The 18,796-nt window shown below is 62.2% G+C and carries 19 protein-coding genes, 1 tRNA gene and 1 other RNA gene; 8 read left to right on the forward strand and 13 right to left on the reverse strand.

Annotated elements, in window-relative coordinates; translation table 11 throughout:
• Nucleotides 1-19: 19 nt before the first annotated feature.
• Nucleotides 20-820: a 3-methyl-2-oxobutanoate hydroxymethyltransferase gene (gene panB / locus AOP79_RS07080; RefSeq protein ID WP_062072035.1), complete on the forward strand. Its 801-nt coding sequence runs from the start codon at nucleotides 20-22 to the stop codon at nucleotides 818-820.
• A 12-nt stretch (nucleotides 821-832) separates the two neighbouring features.
• Here the strand turns inward: panB and AOP79_RS07085 are convergent, their stop codons facing one another.
• Complete coding sequence (locus AOP79_RS07085; RefSeq protein WP_062072037.1) at nucleotides 833-1,030, reverse strand: hypothetical protein; 198 nt, start codon at nucleotides 1,028-1,030, stop codon at nucleotides 833-835.
• A 31-nt stretch (nucleotides 1,031-1,061) separates the two neighbouring features.
• Here AOP79_RS07085 and map point away from each other — a divergent pair, with 31 nt between their 5' ends.
• The gene (gene map / locus AOP79_RS07090) at nucleotides 1,062-1,943 is read left to right on the forward strand and encodes a type I methionyl aminopeptidase (RefSeq protein WP_062072039.1); all 882 of its coding nucleotides are present in this window, start codon (nucleotides 1,062-1,064) and stop codon (nucleotides 1,941-1,943) included.
• Complete coding sequence (gene ppgK / locus AOP79_RS07095) at nucleotides 1,940-2,749, forward strand: polyphosphate--glucose phosphotransferase (protein WP_062072042.1); 810 nt, start codon at nucleotides 1,940-1,942, stop codon at nucleotides 2,747-2,749. Before map ends, ppgK begins: the two co-directional genes overlap by 4 nt.
• Nucleotides 2,750-2,764: 15 nt before the next feature.
• Here the strand turns inward: ppgK and AOP79_RS07100 are convergent, their stop codons facing one another.
• Both AOP79_RS07100 and AOP79_RS07105 read right to left on the reverse strand, forming a co-directional pair.
• Nucleotides 2,765-4,207 carry an O-antigen ligase family protein gene (locus AOP79_RS07100; protein ID WP_062072044.1) on the reverse strand — a complete coding sequence of 481 codons (1,443 nt, stop codon included), beginning with the start codon at nucleotides 4,205-4,207 and terminating at the stop codon, nucleotides 2,765-2,767.
• A 447-nt stretch (nucleotides 4,208-4,654) separates the two neighbouring features.
• Nucleotides 4,655-5,542, reverse strand: coding sequence for an LCP family protein (locus AOP79_RS07105; protein ID WP_236683317.1), 888 nt, complete (start codon nucleotides 5,540-5,542; stop codon nucleotides 4,655-4,657).
• Between the two features lie 477 nt (nucleotides 5,543-6,019).
• On the opposite strand from AOP79_RS07105, the gene AOP79_RS07110 reads away from it, so the two are divergent.
• A complete protein-coding gene (locus tag AOP79_RS07110) occupies nucleotides 6,020-6,883 on the forward strand; it encodes a formate/nitrite transporter family protein (protein ID WP_062072047.1) in 864 nt (287 codons plus the stop codon).
• A gap of 35 nt (nucleotides 6,884-6,918) precedes the next feature.
• Here the strand turns inward: AOP79_RS07110 and AOP79_RS07115 are convergent, their stop codons facing one another.
• Together AOP79_RS07115 and rnpB are read right to left on the reverse strand one after the other, a co-directional pair.
• Entirely contained in the window at nucleotides 6,919-7,356 is a 438-nt protein-coding gene (locus AOP79_RS07115) for a hypothetical protein (protein WP_062072049.1), read from the reverse strand.
• Between the two features lie 82 nt (nucleotides 7,357-7,438).
• Nucleotides 7,439-7,813: RNase P RNA component class A (gene rnpB, locus AOP79_RS07120), an RNA gene on the reverse strand.
• 34 nt (nucleotides 7,814-7,847) lie between these two features.
• Here rnpB and AOP79_RS07125 point away from each other — a divergent pair.
• A complete protein-coding gene (locus AOP79_RS07125) occupies nucleotides 7,848-8,600 on the forward strand; it encodes a YaaA family protein (RefSeq protein ID WP_062072052.1) in 753 nt (250 codons plus the stop codon).
• On the opposite strand, the gene AOP79_RS07130 is transcribed toward AOP79_RS07125, so the two are convergent.
• From AOP79_RS07130 to AOP79_RS07145, 4 genes are read right to left on the reverse strand one after another with little or no spacing between them, the layout of a single operon-like run.
• Nucleotides 8,597-9,376 carry a histidine phosphatase family protein gene (locus AOP79_RS07130; protein ID WP_062072055.1) on the reverse strand — a complete coding sequence of 260 codons (780 nt, stop codon included), beginning with the start codon at nucleotides 9,374-9,376 and terminating at the stop codon, nucleotides 8,597-8,599. The genes AOP79_RS07125 and AOP79_RS07130 overlap by 4 nt on opposite strands.
• On the reverse strand, nucleotides 9,373-10,110 hold the full coding sequence (locus AOP79_RS07135; RefSeq protein ID WP_062072057.1) for a zinc ribbon domain-containing protein: 738 nt from the start codon (nucleotides 10,108-10,110) through the stop codon (nucleotides 9,373-9,375). Before AOP79_RS07135 ends, AOP79_RS07130 begins: the two co-directional genes overlap by 4 nt.
• A gap of 13 nt (nucleotides 10,111-10,123) precedes the next feature.
• Complete coding sequence (locus AOP79_RS07140; protein WP_062072059.1) at nucleotides 10,124-10,966, reverse strand: Nif3-like dinuclear metal center hexameric protein; 843 nt, start codon at nucleotides 10,964-10,966, stop codon at nucleotides 10,124-10,126.
• A gap of 13 nt (nucleotides 10,967-10,979) precedes the next feature.
• On the reverse strand, nucleotides 10,980-11,768 hold the full coding sequence (locus tag AOP79_RS07145; protein ID WP_062072061.1) for a potassium channel family protein: 789 nt from the start codon (nucleotides 11,766-11,768) through the stop codon (nucleotides 10,980-10,982).
• 155 nt (nucleotides 11,769-11,923) lie between these two features.
• On the opposite strand from AOP79_RS07145, the gene eda reads away from it, so the two are divergent.
• Both eda and AOP79_RS07155 read left to right on the forward strand, forming a co-directional pair.
• A complete protein-coding gene (gene eda / locus AOP79_RS07150; protein WP_062072063.1) occupies nucleotides 11,924-12,571 on the forward strand; it encodes a bifunctional 4-hydroxy-2-oxoglutarate aldolase/2-dehydro-3-deoxy-phosphogluconate aldolase in 648 nt (215 codons plus the stop codon).
• Entirely contained in the window at nucleotides 12,568-13,671 is a 1,104-nt protein-coding gene (locus AOP79_RS07155) for a sugar kinase (protein WP_062072065.1), read from the forward strand. The genes eda and AOP79_RS07155 overlap by 4 nt, the downstream gene beginning before the upstream one ends.
• A gap of 14 nt (nucleotides 13,672-13,685) precedes the next feature.
• Here AOP79_RS07155 and AOP79_RS07160 read toward each other — a convergent pair.
• The 3 genes from AOP79_RS07160 to AOP79_RS07170 form a co-directional block, all read right to left on the reverse strand.
• Nucleotides 13,686-13,759 (reverse strand) — tRNA-Val (locus AOP79_RS07160).
• 136 nt (nucleotides 13,760-13,895) lie between these two features.
• A complete protein-coding gene (locus AOP79_RS07165) occupies nucleotides 13,896-14,357 on the reverse strand; it encodes a peroxiredoxin (RefSeq protein ID WP_062072067.1) in 462 nt (153 codons plus the stop codon).
• Nucleotides 14,354-14,782, reverse strand: a complete 429-nt coding sequence (locus AOP79_RS07170) for a DUF3052 domain-containing protein (protein ID WP_236683319.1) — start codon at nucleotides 14,780-14,782, stop codon at nucleotides 14,354-14,356. The genes AOP79_RS07165 and AOP79_RS07170 overlap by 4 nt, the downstream gene beginning before the upstream one ends.
• A gap of 234 nt (nucleotides 14,783-15,016) precedes the next feature.
• Between AOP79_RS07170 and aceE the strand changes: the two genes are divergently transcribed.
• Complete coding sequence (aceE, locus tag AOP79_RS07175) at nucleotides 15,017-17,728, forward strand: pyruvate dehydrogenase (acetyl-transferring), homodimeric type (RefSeq protein ID WP_236683321.1); 2,712 nt, start codon at nucleotides 15,017-15,019, stop codon at nucleotides 17,726-17,728.
• A 124-nt stretch (nucleotides 17,729-17,852) separates the two neighbouring features.
• Here aceE and AOP79_RS07180 read toward each other — a convergent pair whose 3' ends face one another.
• A complete protein-coding gene (locus AOP79_RS07180; protein WP_062072071.1) occupies nucleotides 17,853-18,689 on the reverse strand; it encodes a hypothetical protein in 837 nt (278 codons plus the stop codon).
• Nucleotides 18,690-18,796: the final 107 nt, after the last annotated feature.

Below are 18,796 nucleotides of genomic sequence, written 5' to 3' on the forward strand. Positions count from 1 at the left end.
GACGATTTAGAGTGGAGCCATGAAGAAGGTTCGGATCCACCACTTCGCGGAGATGAAGTCGCGTGGCGAGAAAATCACCATGTTGACCGCGTATGACTACCCCACCGCACAAGCATTCGACGCAGCAGGAGTCGACATGCTGCTCGTCGGGGACTCGCTCGGGGACAACATCCTTGGCTACGACTCAACCGTGCCGCTGACGCTCGATGAGATGATCCCGTTCGCACGCGCAGTGTCCCGCGCAGCGAATCGGGCGTTCGTGGTTGCAGACCTGCCCTTCGGCAGTTACGAGGTCTCCCCCGAGCAAGCCGTCGAATCTTCGATCCGCATGATGAAACTCTCCGGCGCCAATGCCATCAAGTTCGAAGGTGGACGCCGCATTGCCCGTCAGGTCAAGGCCGTCACCGACGCGGGCATTCCGTTCTGTGGCCACCTCGGGTTCACTCCGCAGTCCGAGAACGCTCTGGGCGGTCGGCGCATTCAAGGGCGGGGTGAAGCAGCCTACGAAGAGATGCTGGCCGATGCCCTCGCGCTCCAAGAGGCTGGCGCCTTTGCCGTCGTTCTTGAAATGGTGGTGGCCCCTATCGCCAAGCGTCTCTCCGAGGCACTCGATATCCCCACTATCGGCATCGGTGCAGGCTCCGACACCGACGGCCAAGTGCTGGTGTGGCTCGACGCCATGGGCGTTGGAGACTGGCACCCCAGCTTCTCCAAACAGTTCGCCTCAGTAGGCGAGGCAATGAAGAATGGCGCTGCGGCATACGTGTCGGAAGTGAAGTCCACCGAGTTTCCGGACGCGACTCACACGTTCGACGAATAGCCCCCACGACACCTAGTTCTGGCGCCACTCCTTGTCCGCGTCATCCCACGCATCGGTCCTCTTGCGCGCGGTCTCAAGTGCCTGGGCTGCTTCCTCACGTGTCGCGTACGGGCCCATGCGGCTTTCCCACGACGAGACGCGTCCCTCTTCGACCTCGCCTGTGTTGATGTTGTAGTAGTACTCGCCACTGGTGGCGTTTTCGTTGGACATTCCCGTCACCTCCCCCAATAGACTGCCAGGCATGAGCCTCACGCGCGACAAGATCACCCAAGGCACCGTTGCCCCACGACGAGACGTCCCCACCTCGATCACCCGACCGGAGTACGTGGGCCGTGCCACCGCCGCCGAATGGCAGGGTGGCGATGTCCACGACTCCGAGACCATTGAGCGCATCCGCATCAGCGCCAAGATTGCCGCTGGCGCTCTTGCCGAGGTGGGGCGCAACGTCCGCCCCGGCATCACCACCGATGAGCTCGACCGCATTGGACATGAGTATGTCCTCGACCACGGTGCATACCCCTCGACCCTCGGTTATCCCGGGGCCGCAGGACGACCACCGTTCCCCAAGGCTCTCTGCACGTCGGTGAATGAAGTGATCTGCCACGGGATTCCAGATTCCACTGTGATCGAAGACGGCGACATCGTGAAGGTCGACATCACCGCGTACAAGAACAATGTCCACGGCGACAACTGCGGTTCATTTATCGCTGGCGAAGGATCGCCAGAAGCCCGGCAGCTCGTGGAAGTCACCCACGAAGCCATGATGCGCGGGATCAAGGCCGCCCGGATTGGCCGCGAGGTGAACGTGATTGGCCGCGTCATCGAAAAGTACGCCACCCGTTTCGGATATGAATCAGTACGTAACTACACCGGCCACGGCGTTGGCCCGGCGTTTCACACGGGGTTGATCATCCCCCACTATGACGCAGCGCCCATGCACGACGATGTCATCGAGGCAGGCATGGTTTTCACCGTAGAGCCGATGCTGTGTATGGGGTCCGAAGCCAGCCACGAGTGGGATGACGGCTGGACAGTCGTCACCGACGATGGATCGTGGGTTGCTCAGTTCGAACACACGATCCTCATCACTGAAGATGGCGCGGAGGTGCTGACGCTCCCATGAGTTCCAAGATCGCACTGGGCATCGACATCGGCGGCACCGGCATCAAAGCGGCACCCGTCAAACTCAAGAACGGCAAGTTTCAGGAAGACCGCTACCGGATTCCCACACCCAAGCCCGCCACTCCCGATGCGGTCGCGACAACTGTCGCACGCTGCATCCAACACTTTGACCCGCCCGTTGGCACCCCAATCGGCGTAGCGTTCCCGGGAGTCATCCAGCAGGGCATCGCACGCACCGCTGCAAATCTTGGCGACGAATGGATCGGCCAAGACGTCCGTGCACTCGTGCGGGAACGTTCAGGCCACGACGTCCAGATCATGAACGACGCCGATGCCGCTGGCATGGGCGAACACCGCTATGGCGCAGCGCAAGGCCGAGACGGCGTGATCCTGATGACGACCCTTGGCACCGGAATCGGGAGCGCCTTGATCGCAGACGGCCAACTCGTGGCCAACACCGAGTTTGGCCACACCATGATCGATGGTGAGATCGCCGAATACTGGGCTGCCGAATCCGCACGCAGTCGGCTCGATCTCGACTGGGACGGCTGGATCGTCAACCTGCAACGCTTCTACTCCGAGATGGAACGGCTGCTGTGGCCCGACCTCATCATCGTGGGCGGCGGCGTGTCGAAATCGCACCACATGTTCCTCCCCCACCTCAACCTCAAGGCGCCCATCATCCCTGCGGAGCTGCGCAATGGCGCCGGAATCGTCGGTGCCGCCGCATGGGCTAGCAGTGCTAGCAAGCGCGAGGAGAAGAACGCGAAGGCTGCGAACAAGAAAGCCGCCAAGAAGTCTCAGTAGCCGCTCCGACGCTACTTACGAGGCGTGTGACGAGTCTCGCTCTGCGCGCTGTTCCGTCACACGGTGTGGTCTGGTTTCCAGCGGTCTGCCATGGTGCACGAGGTTCGGATCAACAATCGTCAACGTGAAGACCTGCGGAGCCATGAGGTAGAGCGCTACAAGGAGATACCAACCGCTCTCGACGAGCATTCTCGACTCAGTCAAGGACTGCACTGCGATCACTGCCCCCAAGAGCGCCCAGCCGAGCGGGATGTAGGTGTCTCCGCGCTCCGCGCGTTCGACGAGGCGCCATGCCGACCCGAACATCAGCACCACGATCACCAGCAGGAGCCCAAGGCCGATGAGCCCAAGTTGGAACCAGGCGTCAAGGAAGGCGTTGTGGGCGTGTGTCGGCAACGTCGGCCAGTGCGATTGTTCGTTCACCGAGACCACAATGTCGGAGTACGGCTCCTGCCACACGGGCCAGTAGCCCACGAAGCCCCAGCCTTCAGGCCGCTGGGTTGCGTAGTGGACCACTTCCTCCCAGATGAATGTCCGGTTGGTGAAGTCCGAGCGGCGATCAAACATTGCGAAAATCTCGTCGCGATACTTCAAGACCAGCACCACGCCGATGGCACTGATCGCCAAGAAGGAGAACGACAGGATCCGTTTGGTACGTCCCACCGTGCGGCGAATCACAAACGATGCAGCAAGCAGGCCGATGACCACCAACACCGCGACACTCACCGTCGCAGACATCGTCAATGCGTGGACACCGATCGCGGCCACGAGCGTCACGATGGCATCAGTCTTGCTCAGCACACCCTCGAGGAGCAAGACAAATGCGAGGATTCCCGTCAGCAAGGCAATCATGCCGAAGGGGTTACGGTTCCCGACGAAACCTTGGATCGGGCCACCTTCAAACAGCCACCCCTCAGACCAAATGATCGGAGTGGCTTCGGTGTCGACCTGGCCAGCGTCGATCAAGTCTGAAACGAGCGGAGTCAAGCGGTCGCGGACCACAGTCGCGACAACGAGCTCAAAAATGATCCCGAGCGCGAGTGATATCTGAAGCGATCGATACAGCAGCACCATGAATCGCCTGTTGCTGGTTCCACGAACAGTGACGACTGCGATGACTGTGGTGGCGATCATGACGATGGAAGCCAAGAGGGTCACACCACGTGCCACCGACCACAAGGTACTGGCAGTGGCGAGGCCAACAAAGGCAGCAATCAGCAACGGCGGCCGCAAACTCCACAGTGTGGGCCGGAAAGCCACCACCACTGCGACGATGGTCAGTATCGCAAGACCGATGTAGATCGGCATGCCCAAGAGGTAGCGAAAGCCCTGCCCAGATGTGAGGAAGAGAATCGCCCACACTGTCAGGAGGTCGCGGCTACGGCGACTACTGAGTGCGTGCGTGATGGATTCTCGCGTGAGGGCGTGGCCCACAGTTCCCCCCTCGATTCGGGTCATGTTAGCCACGGCAGGGCTAGTCAATGTCAGACTACGACAACCTTGGTAGCAGGCACACTGCACATGGCCGCGATGGAACCGCTGGCTGTCGCGGCTTCAGCACCGTGTCGAGTGTCCCTTATGTCCCGTCGGTATCGCAAACTGTCGAGCCGTGTCGGCCACGACATGGGACTTCGACGGGGGGTGATACGGGCAGCACTCACATACGTTTCGCGTAGCGATTATCAGGGGTAACAAACTTTCCGATGGTTTTTTTCGCCAGAGGTGTGCAATCACCCCCTCACTCGTGGCATGATTATCCCGATGCGTTAACGCGCTCCGGGCCGCAAGGTTCCGTGATGCGCTCGATGGCATCCGACCCCGGCGTCGCTAGCCCCCCTTGCGGCGTCGGGGTCGTCTCATCTCTCCCCCCACATCGACTCCGTTCGCGACCGCGACGGGCGAGAGTTACTCGACTCCCCCGACCTCGTCACCAGCCTCGTAGTTTCCTTCTTCAATGTCTGTCCAGAACTGATCCGTCTTGGTGTCATCAAGCAACACCGTTGACCCCACGCCCGGAACGTCGTAACCCATGCTCGCGATCGGGGGTGTACCGGTGACGGCTCCCCCTGAGAGCGCGGAGTTCATCGTCAGGGCCAAACCCGCAAGATCGAACACCCCAGTGCCATCGGAGACTCGGAACGCATCGAGCCCTGCCTCCGTCACTGGGATGAGCTGGAACGGATTCAGAATGGTTGCAGGACTCAAGACCTCGTCGGCCACCGCCGCCACGACCTGACGCTGCCGTTCGGCACGACCGATGTCGCCGAGCGGGTCGCTGTAGCGCATACGCGAGAATGCCAAAGCAGTTTCGCCGTCTGCGACGTGGCAACCCGCTTCCCATTCCAACTTGCTCAGCTCGTCGCTGACGTCATAGTCGAGGCAGAGTTCCACGCCCCCCACAGCATCGACGATCTCTTCGACCCCAGTGAAACCGACCTCGAGGTACGCGTCCATGGTGAGCCCCGTGAGTCCTTCAACCGTCTCGACGAGCAATGGCGCACCGCCAAAGGAGAACGACGCATTGATCTTGTTCTGGCCATACCCAGGAATATCCACCAGCGTGTCGCGGGGAATCGAGATCAGGGCAGTGGGCCCGTCTTCCGGGTCATGAAGCAACATGATGGTGTCAGTGCGTTGGCCCTCGGTGGTGTCGGATGCCGACCATCCGTCCCGTGAGTCGCTTCCCACAATCAGCGTGGTGTCGCCGGGGGTATTGGCTGCGCCACTCAGAGCGTCGACGTGGTTGATCTGACCGTTGACCCAAATGAGGAATGCGACGAGAGCCGCGGCCACCAGGGCCAGTAGAACCCAGAGCACGGTGCAGCACCGGTGCTTGCGTTTGCGACGTGGCGCCGGCGGTGGTGTCTGGGTCGGGACGTGAGTCGAGGCCTGCCTTGGTGTTGGCTGACCGGAGTGAGACGTCGGTTGACCGGAGTGAGACGGCTGTGCAGGGCGCTGACGAGGGGGGACCGAGGGCGGCTGACGTCGTTGAGGAGCGCTGCTGCTGGACGCACCCCGCGTTCCGCCGCTTTGCGGTGGCATGGCTCGCGTGGGCGCCACCCGTGCAGCATTCGGGTCAGAAGTCACGGGGCCACGCGTCGAGACACGATTCGGAGTGGGAGCGACAGAGGGCGGCTTGGGTCGCTGCTTGCCTCGCGGGGCTTCACGGCTACTGTCTTGGTCGCTCACATCGCGAGCGTATCGGCTCTGTACGGCGTTTTTTGGGAACTCACGCCGTGAATACCTCTGCGGGCATGGCACTCTGGGTTCATGACCGACCAGAGCCAAGTCTTCCCTGGGACCCAATTCATCTCGACCATTCTGCACTCGCTCGACGCCAAGACGGCGATGAGCGGTGCCCTGGCGAGGGTGTACTTGATGCGTGCCGCCATGGCCGGCGTCATCATCGGGATCTTGTATCTCGCTGACTTTGCGGTGTTGGCTGTCTTCGCCGAGATCGGCAACGGCGCGCTCGCGCCCCTGGGACGCATCGTGGGCGCCCTGGTCTTTGGCTTCGCCCTGGTATTCATCTACTTCAGCAAGTCGGAGCTGCTGACCTCGAACATGATGATCGTCTCGATCGGGCGGTACTTCAAGCGCATCTCGGTCGTCAAGTCGCTGCGTATTCTCCTCCTTTGCTACGCGGGCAACTTCCTCGGAGGCCTCGCCCTTGCGTTGCTGTTGATGGGATCGACTTTGGTCGATGGCGGCGTGGGCGTTCAACTGGATGCAGCTGTGGACCACAAGCTCTCTTACATGTCTGGAGGGCTTGCGGGCTGGACCGATCTCTTTGTCCGCGCAATTCTGTGCAACTTCATGATTAATTTGGCGATGCTGCTCGTCTACAACGGCATGATCAAGAGCGACGTCATGAAGTCCATCGCGATGATCGTGTCGGTCTTCATCTTTGCGTTCATTGGTTTCGAGCACTCGGTTGCCAACACGGTCGTGTTCACCATCGTGGGCTTGCAAAGTGGGATCGACCTTGGGCTGGCAGCAGGAAACCTTGCAATCGTGCTCGCAGGCAACTTCATCGGCGGCGGACTCTTGATCGGGATCTACTACGCATACGCCAACGATGCCCGCAAGCACCTCGACCGACAGTCACGCAAGGGCAAAGCCATCGCTGACTAAAGGTTGATACCGAGCGACCCGCCCAGGGCCAAGCATTAACCCCAGTAGGTTTCGCTGGGGCTGGGACTCGGGCTGGTCTCGGGCTGACTCGCGGTCCCCGTCCCGGGTTCACACCCTGAAGCATCAAGGTGCAGGTCTACGTAGGTGAGCGCATTGTCGGTGTATCCCTCGACGTGACCCTCGTCAATGAGACGGTCGAACACCTCGTGAAGGGCTTCACAGTCCCCCACTCTGGCGCGATCCTCGATGAGCACCCTGATGTGCTCGCCATCACCCAGGGGTGCGAGAGCCCAAAAGTCGGCACCGCCATCGGCCGTCGTTTCCGATTGTGGAGATCCCACGTCGTGTGTGACTGCGGGGCTGGCCTCGGGCGATTGATCTGCGGTGCCTGCCGCGTTGAGATTGGGGGTCGTCGTGCACCCCGCGATAGCACAGGCGGCGACCACGGAAACTGTCAAGGCAACGTTGCGCATGGCGCCAGGCTAGCCACATCTCAGGCTTTTTGTGGGATTCCCCACCAAAATGTGATGAAGGCCACTACCAGGGACTCTAGAACGGATGAGTTGGCCGATACGCCGGGTTTTGTCGGGCGTGTCGCGTTGCCGCAATACGCCGGGCGACCATCCATCTAGGCCCTGAATTGCTCCAGGGCTCCAGCAGCCTACCCAGATGCTCGAGCGAGCAGCCCTCAAGCGCATCCTGTCTGGCCTTGCTCCGGGTGGGGTTTACCGTGCCGCTCCTGTCACCAGGAACGCGGTGAGCTTTTACCTCACCCTTTCACCCTTACCGCCGGCCTAAGCCGGAGGCGGTTTGCTTTCTGTGGCACTTTCCCGCGAGTCACCCCGGATGGCCGTTAACCATCACCCTGCTCTGTGGAGCCCGGACGTTCCTCGGGACTCTTGCGAGCCACGCGGTCGCCTAGCCAACTCATCCGCGCTCCAAGAGTACCCGTACGCTGGTGTCCGTGTTGATCCTCCTCCCTCCCTCCGAAGGTAAAACCGCACCGCCATCCGGCGCACCCGTCAACCTCGACGCGATGAGCCACCCAACTCTGGCATCGGCCCGGCAACGCGTAGGCGACACCCTCGTCAAAGTCTCGTCACAGCGCAACGCCTACGAGGTGCTCAGCGTGGGCCCGAGCCTCCACAACGAGGTGGAGCGCAACCAGACTCTCTGGGACAACCCCTCAGCGCCGGCAGCCCAGGTGTACACCGGCGTCCTCTACGACGCCGCCGGGATGGCATCGTGGACGGAGAGCGAGCGCAACGCGGCCGCGGACCGGATACGGATCGTTTCCGCACTGTGGGGTGCTGTCTCCCCCGCAGACCTGATCCCTGCATACCGGCTGTCGATGTCCACCTCACTCGGTCGCATCGGCCCTCTGACCTCTTTCTGGCGCAAACACCTCGCCACCGAGATGTCACACCTCGCGGATGGCAGGCTCATCGTTGACTGCCGTTCGAGTGCATATGTCGCTGCCTGGCGTCCGTCACACACCCCGTGGCTCTCCGTACGCGTCGAACGTGAACTCCATGGCAAGAGGACCGTCGTGAGCCACATGGCTAAGCACACCCGCGGGCTCCTGACGGGAGCGCTAGCAGCACAACACAGCGCCCCCGAGAGCCCCGATGAGGTCGCCGACGTAGCAAGGACGCTGGAAGGCGTCATCGAGGTCGCCGTCAGCGACACCGAACTGACCATCGTGCTCGCGGGCTAGTCCGTAGGTGCTCCCACACACAGGACGTGGCGTTCAACGATGTCGCCGGCGGTGTTGATGTGTAGCCGCAACATCGTGAGCGATGCTGGCTGAGGCCAGATCGCACCCCACGTGCGTGGATCCATTCCCAACGACACCCCTACGGCGGACTTGATTGCCACAGCGTGAGAGGCGACCGCCCAGGTCCGCAGCTCATCTTTGCCGTCAGCGGCCAAGGCGGCGTGCTGGGCGGCGATATCGCGCAGAAACTCATCCATGCGGGCACCGACCTCGGGGATGGCCTCTCCGCCCGGAGGCGCCAGCTGAGCGAACCTCCATTGATGAATCGCGTCGCCGAAGCGTTCCGCGACCTCATCTCCCGTCAGACCTTCCCATTCCCCGAAGTTGATTTCGCGCACGCGGTCGTCAGTCTCCACGTGAGCCCCGACGCGGCGCCCTAGTGCCGCGCCCGTCTCCTGCGTCCGAGTCATCGGTGAGGCAAAGACGCGACTCACGTACGCCAGATGTTGCCAGGTGCGGCGACCGATCGAGTAGATCGCGTCCGCAGCCTTCGCTACCTGAACCTTGCCCTGAGAGTTCAGCGGAGGCCCTACCTCGCCGGAACCCGATAGCGCATGCACCAACGTCATATCCGTCACGCCGTGGCGCACCAACACCACCGTGAGCGGGCTCACAAGATCTGCGCCAGCAGCGGCAAAAGGAGAACGGCTGGGGGCCGATGACTCGGCTGCGTCGTCGTACTCCGGTCCAGTGGGGCTGGTGTCAGGAGGGGTCACGCGTCCGCCTTGCGCACCAGAATCCGTCCGCACTCTTCGCATCGGGCGATCTGGTCACTCGGAGCACTGGTCATGGCTTGTACGTCTCCAGGGTTCAGCGTCATGTTGCAGCCCATGCAGACACGCCCCTGGAGCAGTGCGGCACCCACACCACCGTTCGAGGCGCGCAGGCGCTCATACAGCGACAACAGACCAGCATCGATGCCCTCGGCCTTCATCACACGCTCGGCCTCGATGTCAGCAATCTCATCGGCAATCTCAGCGGCCGCGTGGGCTCGTTCGGCCTCCAGCACGTCGAGTTGCGCGGTGATGGCATCCCGTTGGGTTGTGGCGTCAGCGTGAAGCTTCTCGGCGTTCTCCACGGACTGCATGGCCTCAAGCTCAATGTCCTCAAGATCGCTCAGGCGGCGCGTCAATACTTCAAGCTCCGCTTGCAGCGCTTGGAGGTCCTTGGCGGAACCCGTGCCGGAGTCAAGGCGCGCTTGGTCTCGTTCGGCACGGGTGCGCACGGATTGGACGTCATCTTCAGCCTTGGTCACGTCTCGGCGGAGGTCGGATACTTCGGTAGCGCGCGCGATCACATCCTCGTGCAGGTCAGCGGCACGGCCGGACAGTTCTGCGATCTGCGCGATCTGCGGAAGTGTGTCTAGACGGTGACGTGCCTGCTGAATGCGCAGGTCGGCGTCTTGCACCTCAAGTAGGCGCTGCTGGTCTCCGGCGGGGGCTGTAGCCACAGGTGGGTTCTCCTTAGTGGTGGCGGGCGGTGCGGGACGGCGACGGGATGTGCGCCGTCCAAGGATCGGTGTTAAGCGTCGACACGGTGGTGTCCACTCCGGCGGCATCTGCCACGTGTTCTGCGGTGGCAGTGAGCCATGCCCACTCTGATGCCGAGTGGGCAACGTCGACCAAGAACGGCCGACCATCACCTAAGTCTGCCAGTTCCCTGAAGTCCGATGCAGGGTGGTGGCGAAGATCTGCCGTCACATAGACGTCGGCACCAGCGCGGCGGGCATCGGCCAAGTAGGAATCTCCAGAGCCGCCACACACGGCCACAGTAGTCACCGTCGCATCGAGGTCGCCTGCAACTCTCACCCCGTGGGCGGTCGCGGGCAAAGCGGCAGCCACGTGAGTGGCGAACTCTCGGAGAGAGACAGGGCCAGGCAGTGGGCCGATGCGACCCGTACCTTGGGTCGGGTCACCTGGTCGCGGAATGAGTGGCGCGGACGATCTGACACCCACCGCAGCCGCGAGCGCCTCAGAAACACCTTCAGTGGCGGAGTCAGCGTTGGTGTGCGCGTTGTAGTGAGCAATGCCATGGGCGATCAGTTGGTGCACCACAGCACCTTTGGAGGAGGTGACCGGGAGTTGGGTCGCACCGCGCAACAGCAGCGGGTGGTGCGTGACGATCAAGTCGGCGTCGATGTCGATGGCTTCTTGCACCACAGCGAGAGTGGGGTCAACTGCGAAGAGAACCCTCGAGACAGTGCCGGCAGGGTCGCCGACTGTCAGGCCATTGACGTCCCAATCCTCCGCCAGGGCGAGGGGAAAACGTTGCTCAAGCAGATCCGCAATGTCCGCGACTGTGGTCATGACACCACGCTACTCATCTTTCGCGCCGTTGATTCTCCAACAGTGCGTCAATCTTGGCTTCCAAGGCGGCGACCTGGTCTTGGAGTTCTTCATGGCGACCCACTTCTCGCGCCTCTCCTGCCTCATCGTCGCTGCCGCTGGTGAGTTGCACGAACCAGGCTGCGACGGAAGCGGTCACCACACCGATGAGGGCGATACCAACGAGCATCATGAGGACTGCGACGATTCGTCCCTCAACGCTCACGGGAGAGAAGTCTCCGTAACCGACGGTCGTCACCGTGACGAACGCCCACCACAAGGCGTCGCCAAAGGTGTTGATCGCGGACTCTGTGACATTGCGCTCCGCAGAGAGCACTGCCACGGAACCAATCCACAGCAGCAGCACGACCGAGAGCACGACAGCCTGCATCGTCTTGAGCCGGCCCTTGGCTGAGGCGAAGGCTGCCCCCTGGGTGAATGCACTAAGCACCTTCAGAGGGCGTGCCGCAGGAATGATCACTGCCACGACATCGAGCGGGTGTGTCCAAAGAAACTTCCAGGACTTCTCCGAGATGACGGTCCGAATAATGATGTCCGCCAGGAATACCAACCAAATGATGCCCTGGACACTGAGCATGGTCGCTTTGACCTGGCTAGGCAGTGATTCGGTGAAGATGATGCGGCTCGACCAGACCACGAGGAACACCATGGCCATCACAGCCATGGGGGTATCTAAACGCTTGGCATATGCGTCGTAGCGCGGTCCCATCGGTTGTGCCACAGCAGCCGAGCCTCCCAGTGTCGAATTGCGTGTGGCCCACATCGTAGCGAGGGTTCTCCCAGAGCCCTAGGCGGGGAGTCCGAAACCCGGTCCCACCAGGTGCACTAGATGCACATGATGTAGCGCCCCTGTGGGGCTGACGCTAGCCTCTCGATGCGTCCACTCGACCGGTGCGATGCGCAGTCGACGGAGGACCCATGCCGCTACCCACACCTTTGCCGTCCCTCCTGCATGAGTCACGCCTCGTTCCAGTGGTGGTGGCTGCAGGAGCCGAGCAAGGGCGCGGTGTCGCTGGCGCCCTCATCGATGGAGGTCTCCCTGTCGCGGAGTTGACGTTCCGCACCGAGGGCGCGCTCGAGGCACTCGCCGCTGCAGTGTCTGCCTATCCGGATGCCCTCATCGGTGCAGGTACCGTGACGACGCCGGCGCAGGTAGACGCCGCAGCCGATGTCGGCGCCAGGTTTATCGTCTCTCCCGGTCTTTCCTCCACAGTGGTGCAGCGAGCCATCGAGCGAGGACTGCCTATCGCTCCCGGTGTCGCAACTGCGTCCGAGGTGATGGCGGCACTCGACCAGGGGCTCACTGAACTCAAACTCTTCCCTACCGAAGCCATCGGCGGTCTTCCCGCGCTTGCTGCTCTTGCGGCACCTTTCCCCCAGGTCCGATTCATCCCGACCGGCGGGATTACGGCCGCATCGGCACCTGCCTATCTGGCGCACCCTTCTGTGCTCGCCGTCGGCGGCTCATGGATGGTGTCTCCCTCGCACATTGCGAAGCACGATTGGGATGCCATCGCATCCGCAACGGCAACGGCCGTCGCTGCAACCACCAAGGAACTCGTATGACTGCACCATTGACTCTTCGCGCACCCTCAGAGTGCGATTTTGACGTGGTTGCGCTCGGTGAGGTGATGTTGCGCCTCGACCCGGGCGAACGCCGGATACGCACCGCGCGCTCCTTTAACGTGTGGGAAGGCGGCGGCGAGTACAACGTCGCACGTGGGCTGCGGCGTTGCTTTGGGATGCGCGGGGCCATCGTGACGGCGCTCGCAGACAACGAAGTCGGGCACCTCGTCGAAGACCTCATGCTTACTGGAGGACTCGACACGTCCTACGTACAGTGGCAGCCGTATGACGGCATCGGGCGGGCCGGGCGCAACGGACTGAACTTCACCGAACGCGGATACGGTGTACGCGGAGCGGTCGGAGTATCCGACCGCGGCCACACCGCAGCGTCACAGATGTCGGCCGATGCCGTGGACTGGGACGCGCTCTTCAGTCGCGGCGTGCGGTGGTTCCACACTGGAGGCATTTATGCTGCGCTCTCCGAGACCAGCGCCGCCACTGCCGCGGCCGCGATGCAGGCCGCCCGCCGACACGGAACAGTGGTCTCCTACGACCTGAACTATCGCCCGTCCCTGTGGAAGGACATCGGAGGCGTTGAACGGGCCCGGGAGGTGAACCGCGAGTTAGCTCAGTACGTCGACGTGATGATCGGCAATGAGGAGGACTTCACGGCTTCCCTGGGGTTCAACGTCGAGGGCGTCGACGCGGATCTTCAGAACCTCGACACGAGCGCATTTCGCGCGATGATCGAGGCAGCGGCCAGCGAGTTTCCCAACTTCCGCGTGATTGCCACCACACTGCGCGGGGTCCACACCGCAACAGTCAACGATTGGGGCGCGGTGGGCTGGTCTCGTGCGAGCGGGTTCGCCGAGTCAACACAGCGCGAGCGGATGGAAATCCTTGACCGCGTTGGTGGTGGAGACTCGTTTGCCTCGGGCCTCGCCTACGGGCTCATGGAACTGGGCTCATTGCAGGAAGCTCTCGAATATGGTGCCGCCCACGGAGCGCTCGCCATGACAACCCCCGGGGACACATCGATGGCGACTCTTGAGCAAGTACGCAAACTTGCCAGCGGCGGCTCCGCGCGAGTAGATCGCTAGCGACGACCGAAGAGTGGACCCTACCGGACTCGAACCGATGACACCTGCGGTGTAAACGCAGTGCTCTAACCAACTGAGCTAAGGGTCCGCGGACTATTGTGGCCTATGTCTACCCATTGACGCTAATCCGCCACGCACTCGCTGTGAATGAAGCACATCTGAAGCGCGTCGCGCGACTCCTGCCGCGACACAGTGAACGATGACTCGCGATCCGACTCCGCGCTTCAGGGCAACTGGCGGATCGCTTCTCGGTAGTCGTCGAGATCCCGGGCCTGGCCGAGCTCACTCACCACAGACCACCGCAGCACGCCGTTTGCATCGACAAGGAAACTTCCGCGTCCCGCAAGGCCTTTGTCATCGTTGAACACGCCATACGCCTGTGCAGCAGCGCCGTGAGGCCAGAAGTCGCTCAACAACGGGGCGTCGTACGCATGGGCGTCGCCCCACGCCTTCATGGTGAACAAGGAGTCACACGACACCACAGCCACCGTCACGTCACTCCCCTCGACCAATGGGAACTCGTCCCTCAGGTCAATGAGCTCGTTCGTGCAGGTGTCGGAAAAAGCGAAAGGCACAAACACCAGGAGCAGTGGCGCTCCCCGATAGTCGCTGACCGACACACGGCGACCATGCTGGTCAACCAACGTCACATCAGGTGCAGTCCCGCCAAGGCGAGGAACTGTCACTTCTGCCAACCCTTGTCCACGAGGCGGGTGCACGACCAGCCTTCGCCCACAACAAACGTGATGGTCGAGTGCAAACCTGCGACTGATGCAGCCTCCTGAACATCGCGCGGGGGCACGTGCCCCGTCGTGCCAGCCTTGGGAGTGAAGAGCCATACGGCACCGCCACCCTCAAGCAACGACTGCACGTCCATGAGGAAGTCCGTGAGGTCGTCATCACCTTCGCGGAACCACAGCAGGACACCATCGGTGACATCGCCGTAATCCTCGTCGACGATCTCCTCGCCAGTCTTCTCTTCGACGGCCTTACGCAACGCAAAGTCCACGTCGTCGTCGTAGCCAAATTCCTGTAGGACAAGTCCCTTGGTTAGGTCGAACCGGTCGATGACTGCATCGTCCACGGTGCTCGTCCCCTCCTGTGTGGCCACAGCGGTGGCACTCCCTTCGTTGTGTTCCCCCGACAAATGACGAGGTTCTTCACCACCCAGACTAGAGCGCACCCCCGTGTAGTGGCAATGCGACCCGCCTTCGGCGCCTGTGCAGAAGGTCCCAGCGTGACATTTGGGCCAGATATCGACAGAATGAGGCTGAAGCGGCGGCACCATCCGCCCCCACCCTCAAGACACGGCGCTTTACCCTTGCGCCCCACAGGAAGGTCACCGGTGGCATCACACGGCGAGATTGACAAGGACCCGACGGAAACCGACGAGTGGCTTGAGTCACTTGACGGACTGATTGAGACGGGCGGCGAGTCCCGGGCCGAATACGTGATCGACCGACTGGTTGACCACGCGGCCGCAAATCAGCTCTCAGTGCCCCTGAGCCTCAACACTCCTTACGTGAACACGATTCACGCTCAGGACGAGCCAGAGTTCCCCGGCGACGAAGAGATCGAACGTCGCTATCGCGGCTGGATCCGGTGGAACGCAGCCGTCATGGTGACCCGCGCGCAGGCACCCGAGAAGAGCGTCGGTGGACACATTTCCTCCTACGCGTCTGTCGCGACGCTCTACGAAGTCGGCATGAACCACTTCTTCCGCGGCAAGGACCACCCCGGCGGCGGAGACCAGGTGTACTTCCAGGGGCACGCCGCTCCCGGCGTCTACGCCCGCGGCTTTGTCGAGGGCCGCTTCAGCGAAGAAGACCTCGACTCGTTCCGCCAGGAAAAGTCCGGCCCCGGACGAGGCATGCCGTCCTACCCCCACCCCCGCCTCATGCAGGACGTGTGGGAATTCCCGACGGTATCGATGGGACTCGGCCCAGCATCGGCGATCTACCAGGCCTGGACCAACCGCTACCTGCACCTGCGCGGCATCAAAGACACCTCACAGCAACACGTGTGGGCATACCTCGGTGACGGCGAGATGGATGAGCCTGAGAGCCGCGGAATGCTGCAGCTCGCCGCTAACCAGGGACTCGACAACCTCACGTTCGTCGTGAACTGCAACCTCCAGCGCCTCGACGGGCCGGTGCGCGGTAACGGCAAGATCATCCAAGAACTTGAGGCGTACTTCCGGGGAGCCGGCTGGAATGTCCTGAAGGTCGTGTGGGGCCGCAACTGGGATCCGCTGCTGCAGAACGACAACGATGGCGCACTCGTCAACCTCATGAACACGGTTCCCGACGGCGACTTCCAGACATTCCGTGCTGAATCCGGAGCCTTTATCCGCGACCAGTTCTTCGGCGGCGACCCGCGCGCCAAGGAACTCGTCAAGGACATGAGCGACGACGAGATCTGGGCACTCAAGCGCGGTGGCCACGACTACCGCAAGCTGTACGCCGCCTACAAGGCCGCGACCACGCAGGCCAACGGCAAGCCCACCGTCATCCTGGCCAAGACCATTAAGGGTTACGGCCTGGGCTCCAACTTCGCGGCGCGCAACTCGACGCACCAGATGAAGAAGCTCGCTGCGGCAGACCTCAAGGTCTTGCGTGACACCTTCGACATCCCCTTCACCGACGAGCAACTTGAGGGCGATCCGTTCCACCCGCCGTACTACCACCCCGGCATGGACGATCCAGCGATCAAGTACATGCTCGACCGCCGCAAGGACCTCGGCGGATTCGTGCCCGAACGCCGTGACCCCAAGACTCCCATTTCCCTGCCCGACGAGAAGGCATACGACCTCCTCGCCAAGGGTTCCGGTAAACAGGAAGTCGCCACCACTCAGGCGTTCGTGCGTCTCTTCAAGGACTTGGTTCGAGACAAGGGCTTCGGCCACCGCATCGTCCCGATCATTCCGGATGAGGCACGCACCTTTGGTCTCGATGCGATCTTCCCCTCGGCGAAGATCTTCAACACCAAGGGTCAGAATTATCTGCCCGTTGACCGTGAACTCATGCTCTCCTACAAGGAGTCTGAGGCCGGCCAGATCATGCACACCGGCATCAACGAGGCAGGCTCCGCGGCAGCATTCCAAGCTGTCGGAACCTCGTATGCCACACACGGTGTGCCGATGGTGCCGTTCTACATCTTCTACTCGATGTTCGGCTTCCAGCGCACCGGAGACCAGTTCTGGGCTGCCGGCGACCAGATGACCCGCGGGTTCATCATCGGCGCGACGGCCGGCCGGACCACCCTGACCGGTGAAGGTCTTCAGCACGCCGACGGCCACTCGCCGCTGCTCGCTGGAACTAACTCCGCCATCGTTCAGTACGACCCTGCGTTCGGCTACGAGATCCGCCACATCGTGCGCGACGGAATCAAGCGCATGTACGGCAATGATGGTCGCGACCCCAACGTCATGTACTACCTCACGGTGTACAACGAGCCCATCAGCCAGCCAGCTGAGCCGGAGAACGCCGATGTTGAGGGCATCCTCAAGGGCATCTACAAGTTCGCGGACGCACCCGAGGGCGACGGGCCCGAAGCACAGATCCTCGCGTCTGGTGTGGCTGTCCCCTGGGCACTCGAAGCACAAGAGTTGCTTGCCGCTCACTACGGTGTTCGTGCCGCAGTGTGGTCGGTCACCAGCTGGAACGAGCTGCGCCGCGAAGCACTCGCAGCTGAGGAAGAGGCGTTCCTTCACCCCGAGCGTGGCGCGCGCACCCCGTACCTGACGCAGAAGCTCGAGGGTGCTCAAGGGCCGTTCATCGCCACGACAGACTACGACCACTTGGTCCCCGACCAGGTGCGCGCGTGGATCCCCGGCGACTACGCGACGTTGGGTGCGGACGGTTTCGGGTTCTCCGATACCCGTGCAGCAGCACGCCGCTACTTCAACATCGACGGACCGTCGACCGCCGCAAAGGTGTTGCAGCAGTTGGAGCGCAAGGGTCAGGTACCCGCTGGCAGCACAGCCGACGCGATCAACCGCTACGAACTGCACGACGTTCGTAAGGGAACCTCGGGCAACGCCGGAGGCGACGCCTAATCATCGAATGTCCTGAACTACAACTCAGGACTGATACACGCAAGGGCCGGGAAGCGATCTGAATCGCTTCCCGGCCCTTGCGTGTTGCAGCGTCAGCAGTATCGAGCGTCTGCAGGCTTGAGGCTCAGCGTTGACTCTCACCGGTCTCAGGCGAGTGGTCTTTGCCTTCCTCGTCGTCAATGGTCGTGTCGCCGGTATTGGTTTCGGAGAACGACCTACGGACAGCAACTGTCATCGCGACGATCCCGCCGACGACCGCTACCAACAGGACCCACACGCCAATCAAGAGCGCAGTCGAGAATGGACCCTCAGGCGCCACTCGAACGTAGCCGTCTCCCTCGCACGACGTAGCGTCGGAGGCGATGACACCGCCCACATGAAACGTCCCTGTCAATTCAAGACCCGAAGCATCCTTCACGTCATCCAGCAGTTGGGACACGTCAAGGTCTCCCTCCCAGATGACAGTGTCATCGCTGTTGATGTCGCTGCCATTCCACAAAGTGAAAGACCAGCCGCCCACCACAAGCGCCGCGCTGGCTCGCTGCCCCAACGGGACATCAGCGGTCTCCCCGTGCCACGGGAGAACTTCGCCTCGTGCCACGTCGAGGGGGTCAGTAGCCGAGGTGTCTGCAGGAGTCACGACAGCGCCTGATGTGCTCGTCACCTCCAGCGTGCACCCGTCAGATAACGCTCCACCGGATACCGTCTCAGGAATCCCGGTTGCTGCTACGCCAGCGCAGAGCGCTGCGATCACCCCGATCGCGACCGCTGCGCCCTTGGCGGCGGACAAGCGTTGAATACTCAACGCACCCGTGACCGCGATCGCCACTGCGAGAACACCAAAGAGCGGCAGCCGGTCCGGTGGGAGGACTCCCAAGAGCCACAGCAGAAACATTCCAGTGAGACCCAGAAGGACTCCCAGGACGGTTCCCAGAACTGGCCGCGGATGTGATTGCGTCATGTTTCTTCCCCTCGTTGCCACTCGGACCAATGTTTGACACAGTATCCACAGCCACGCGAGCGAGGCGAGATTTTCCTCCACATGGCACTCCCGCATTTGTGGCATGT

It is taken from the genome of Demequina sediminicola (assembly GCF_000975055.1).
In the GTDB taxonomy this organism is placed as follows: Bacteria; Actinomycetota; Actinomycetes; order Actinomycetales; family Demequinaceae; genus Demequina; species Demequina sediminicola.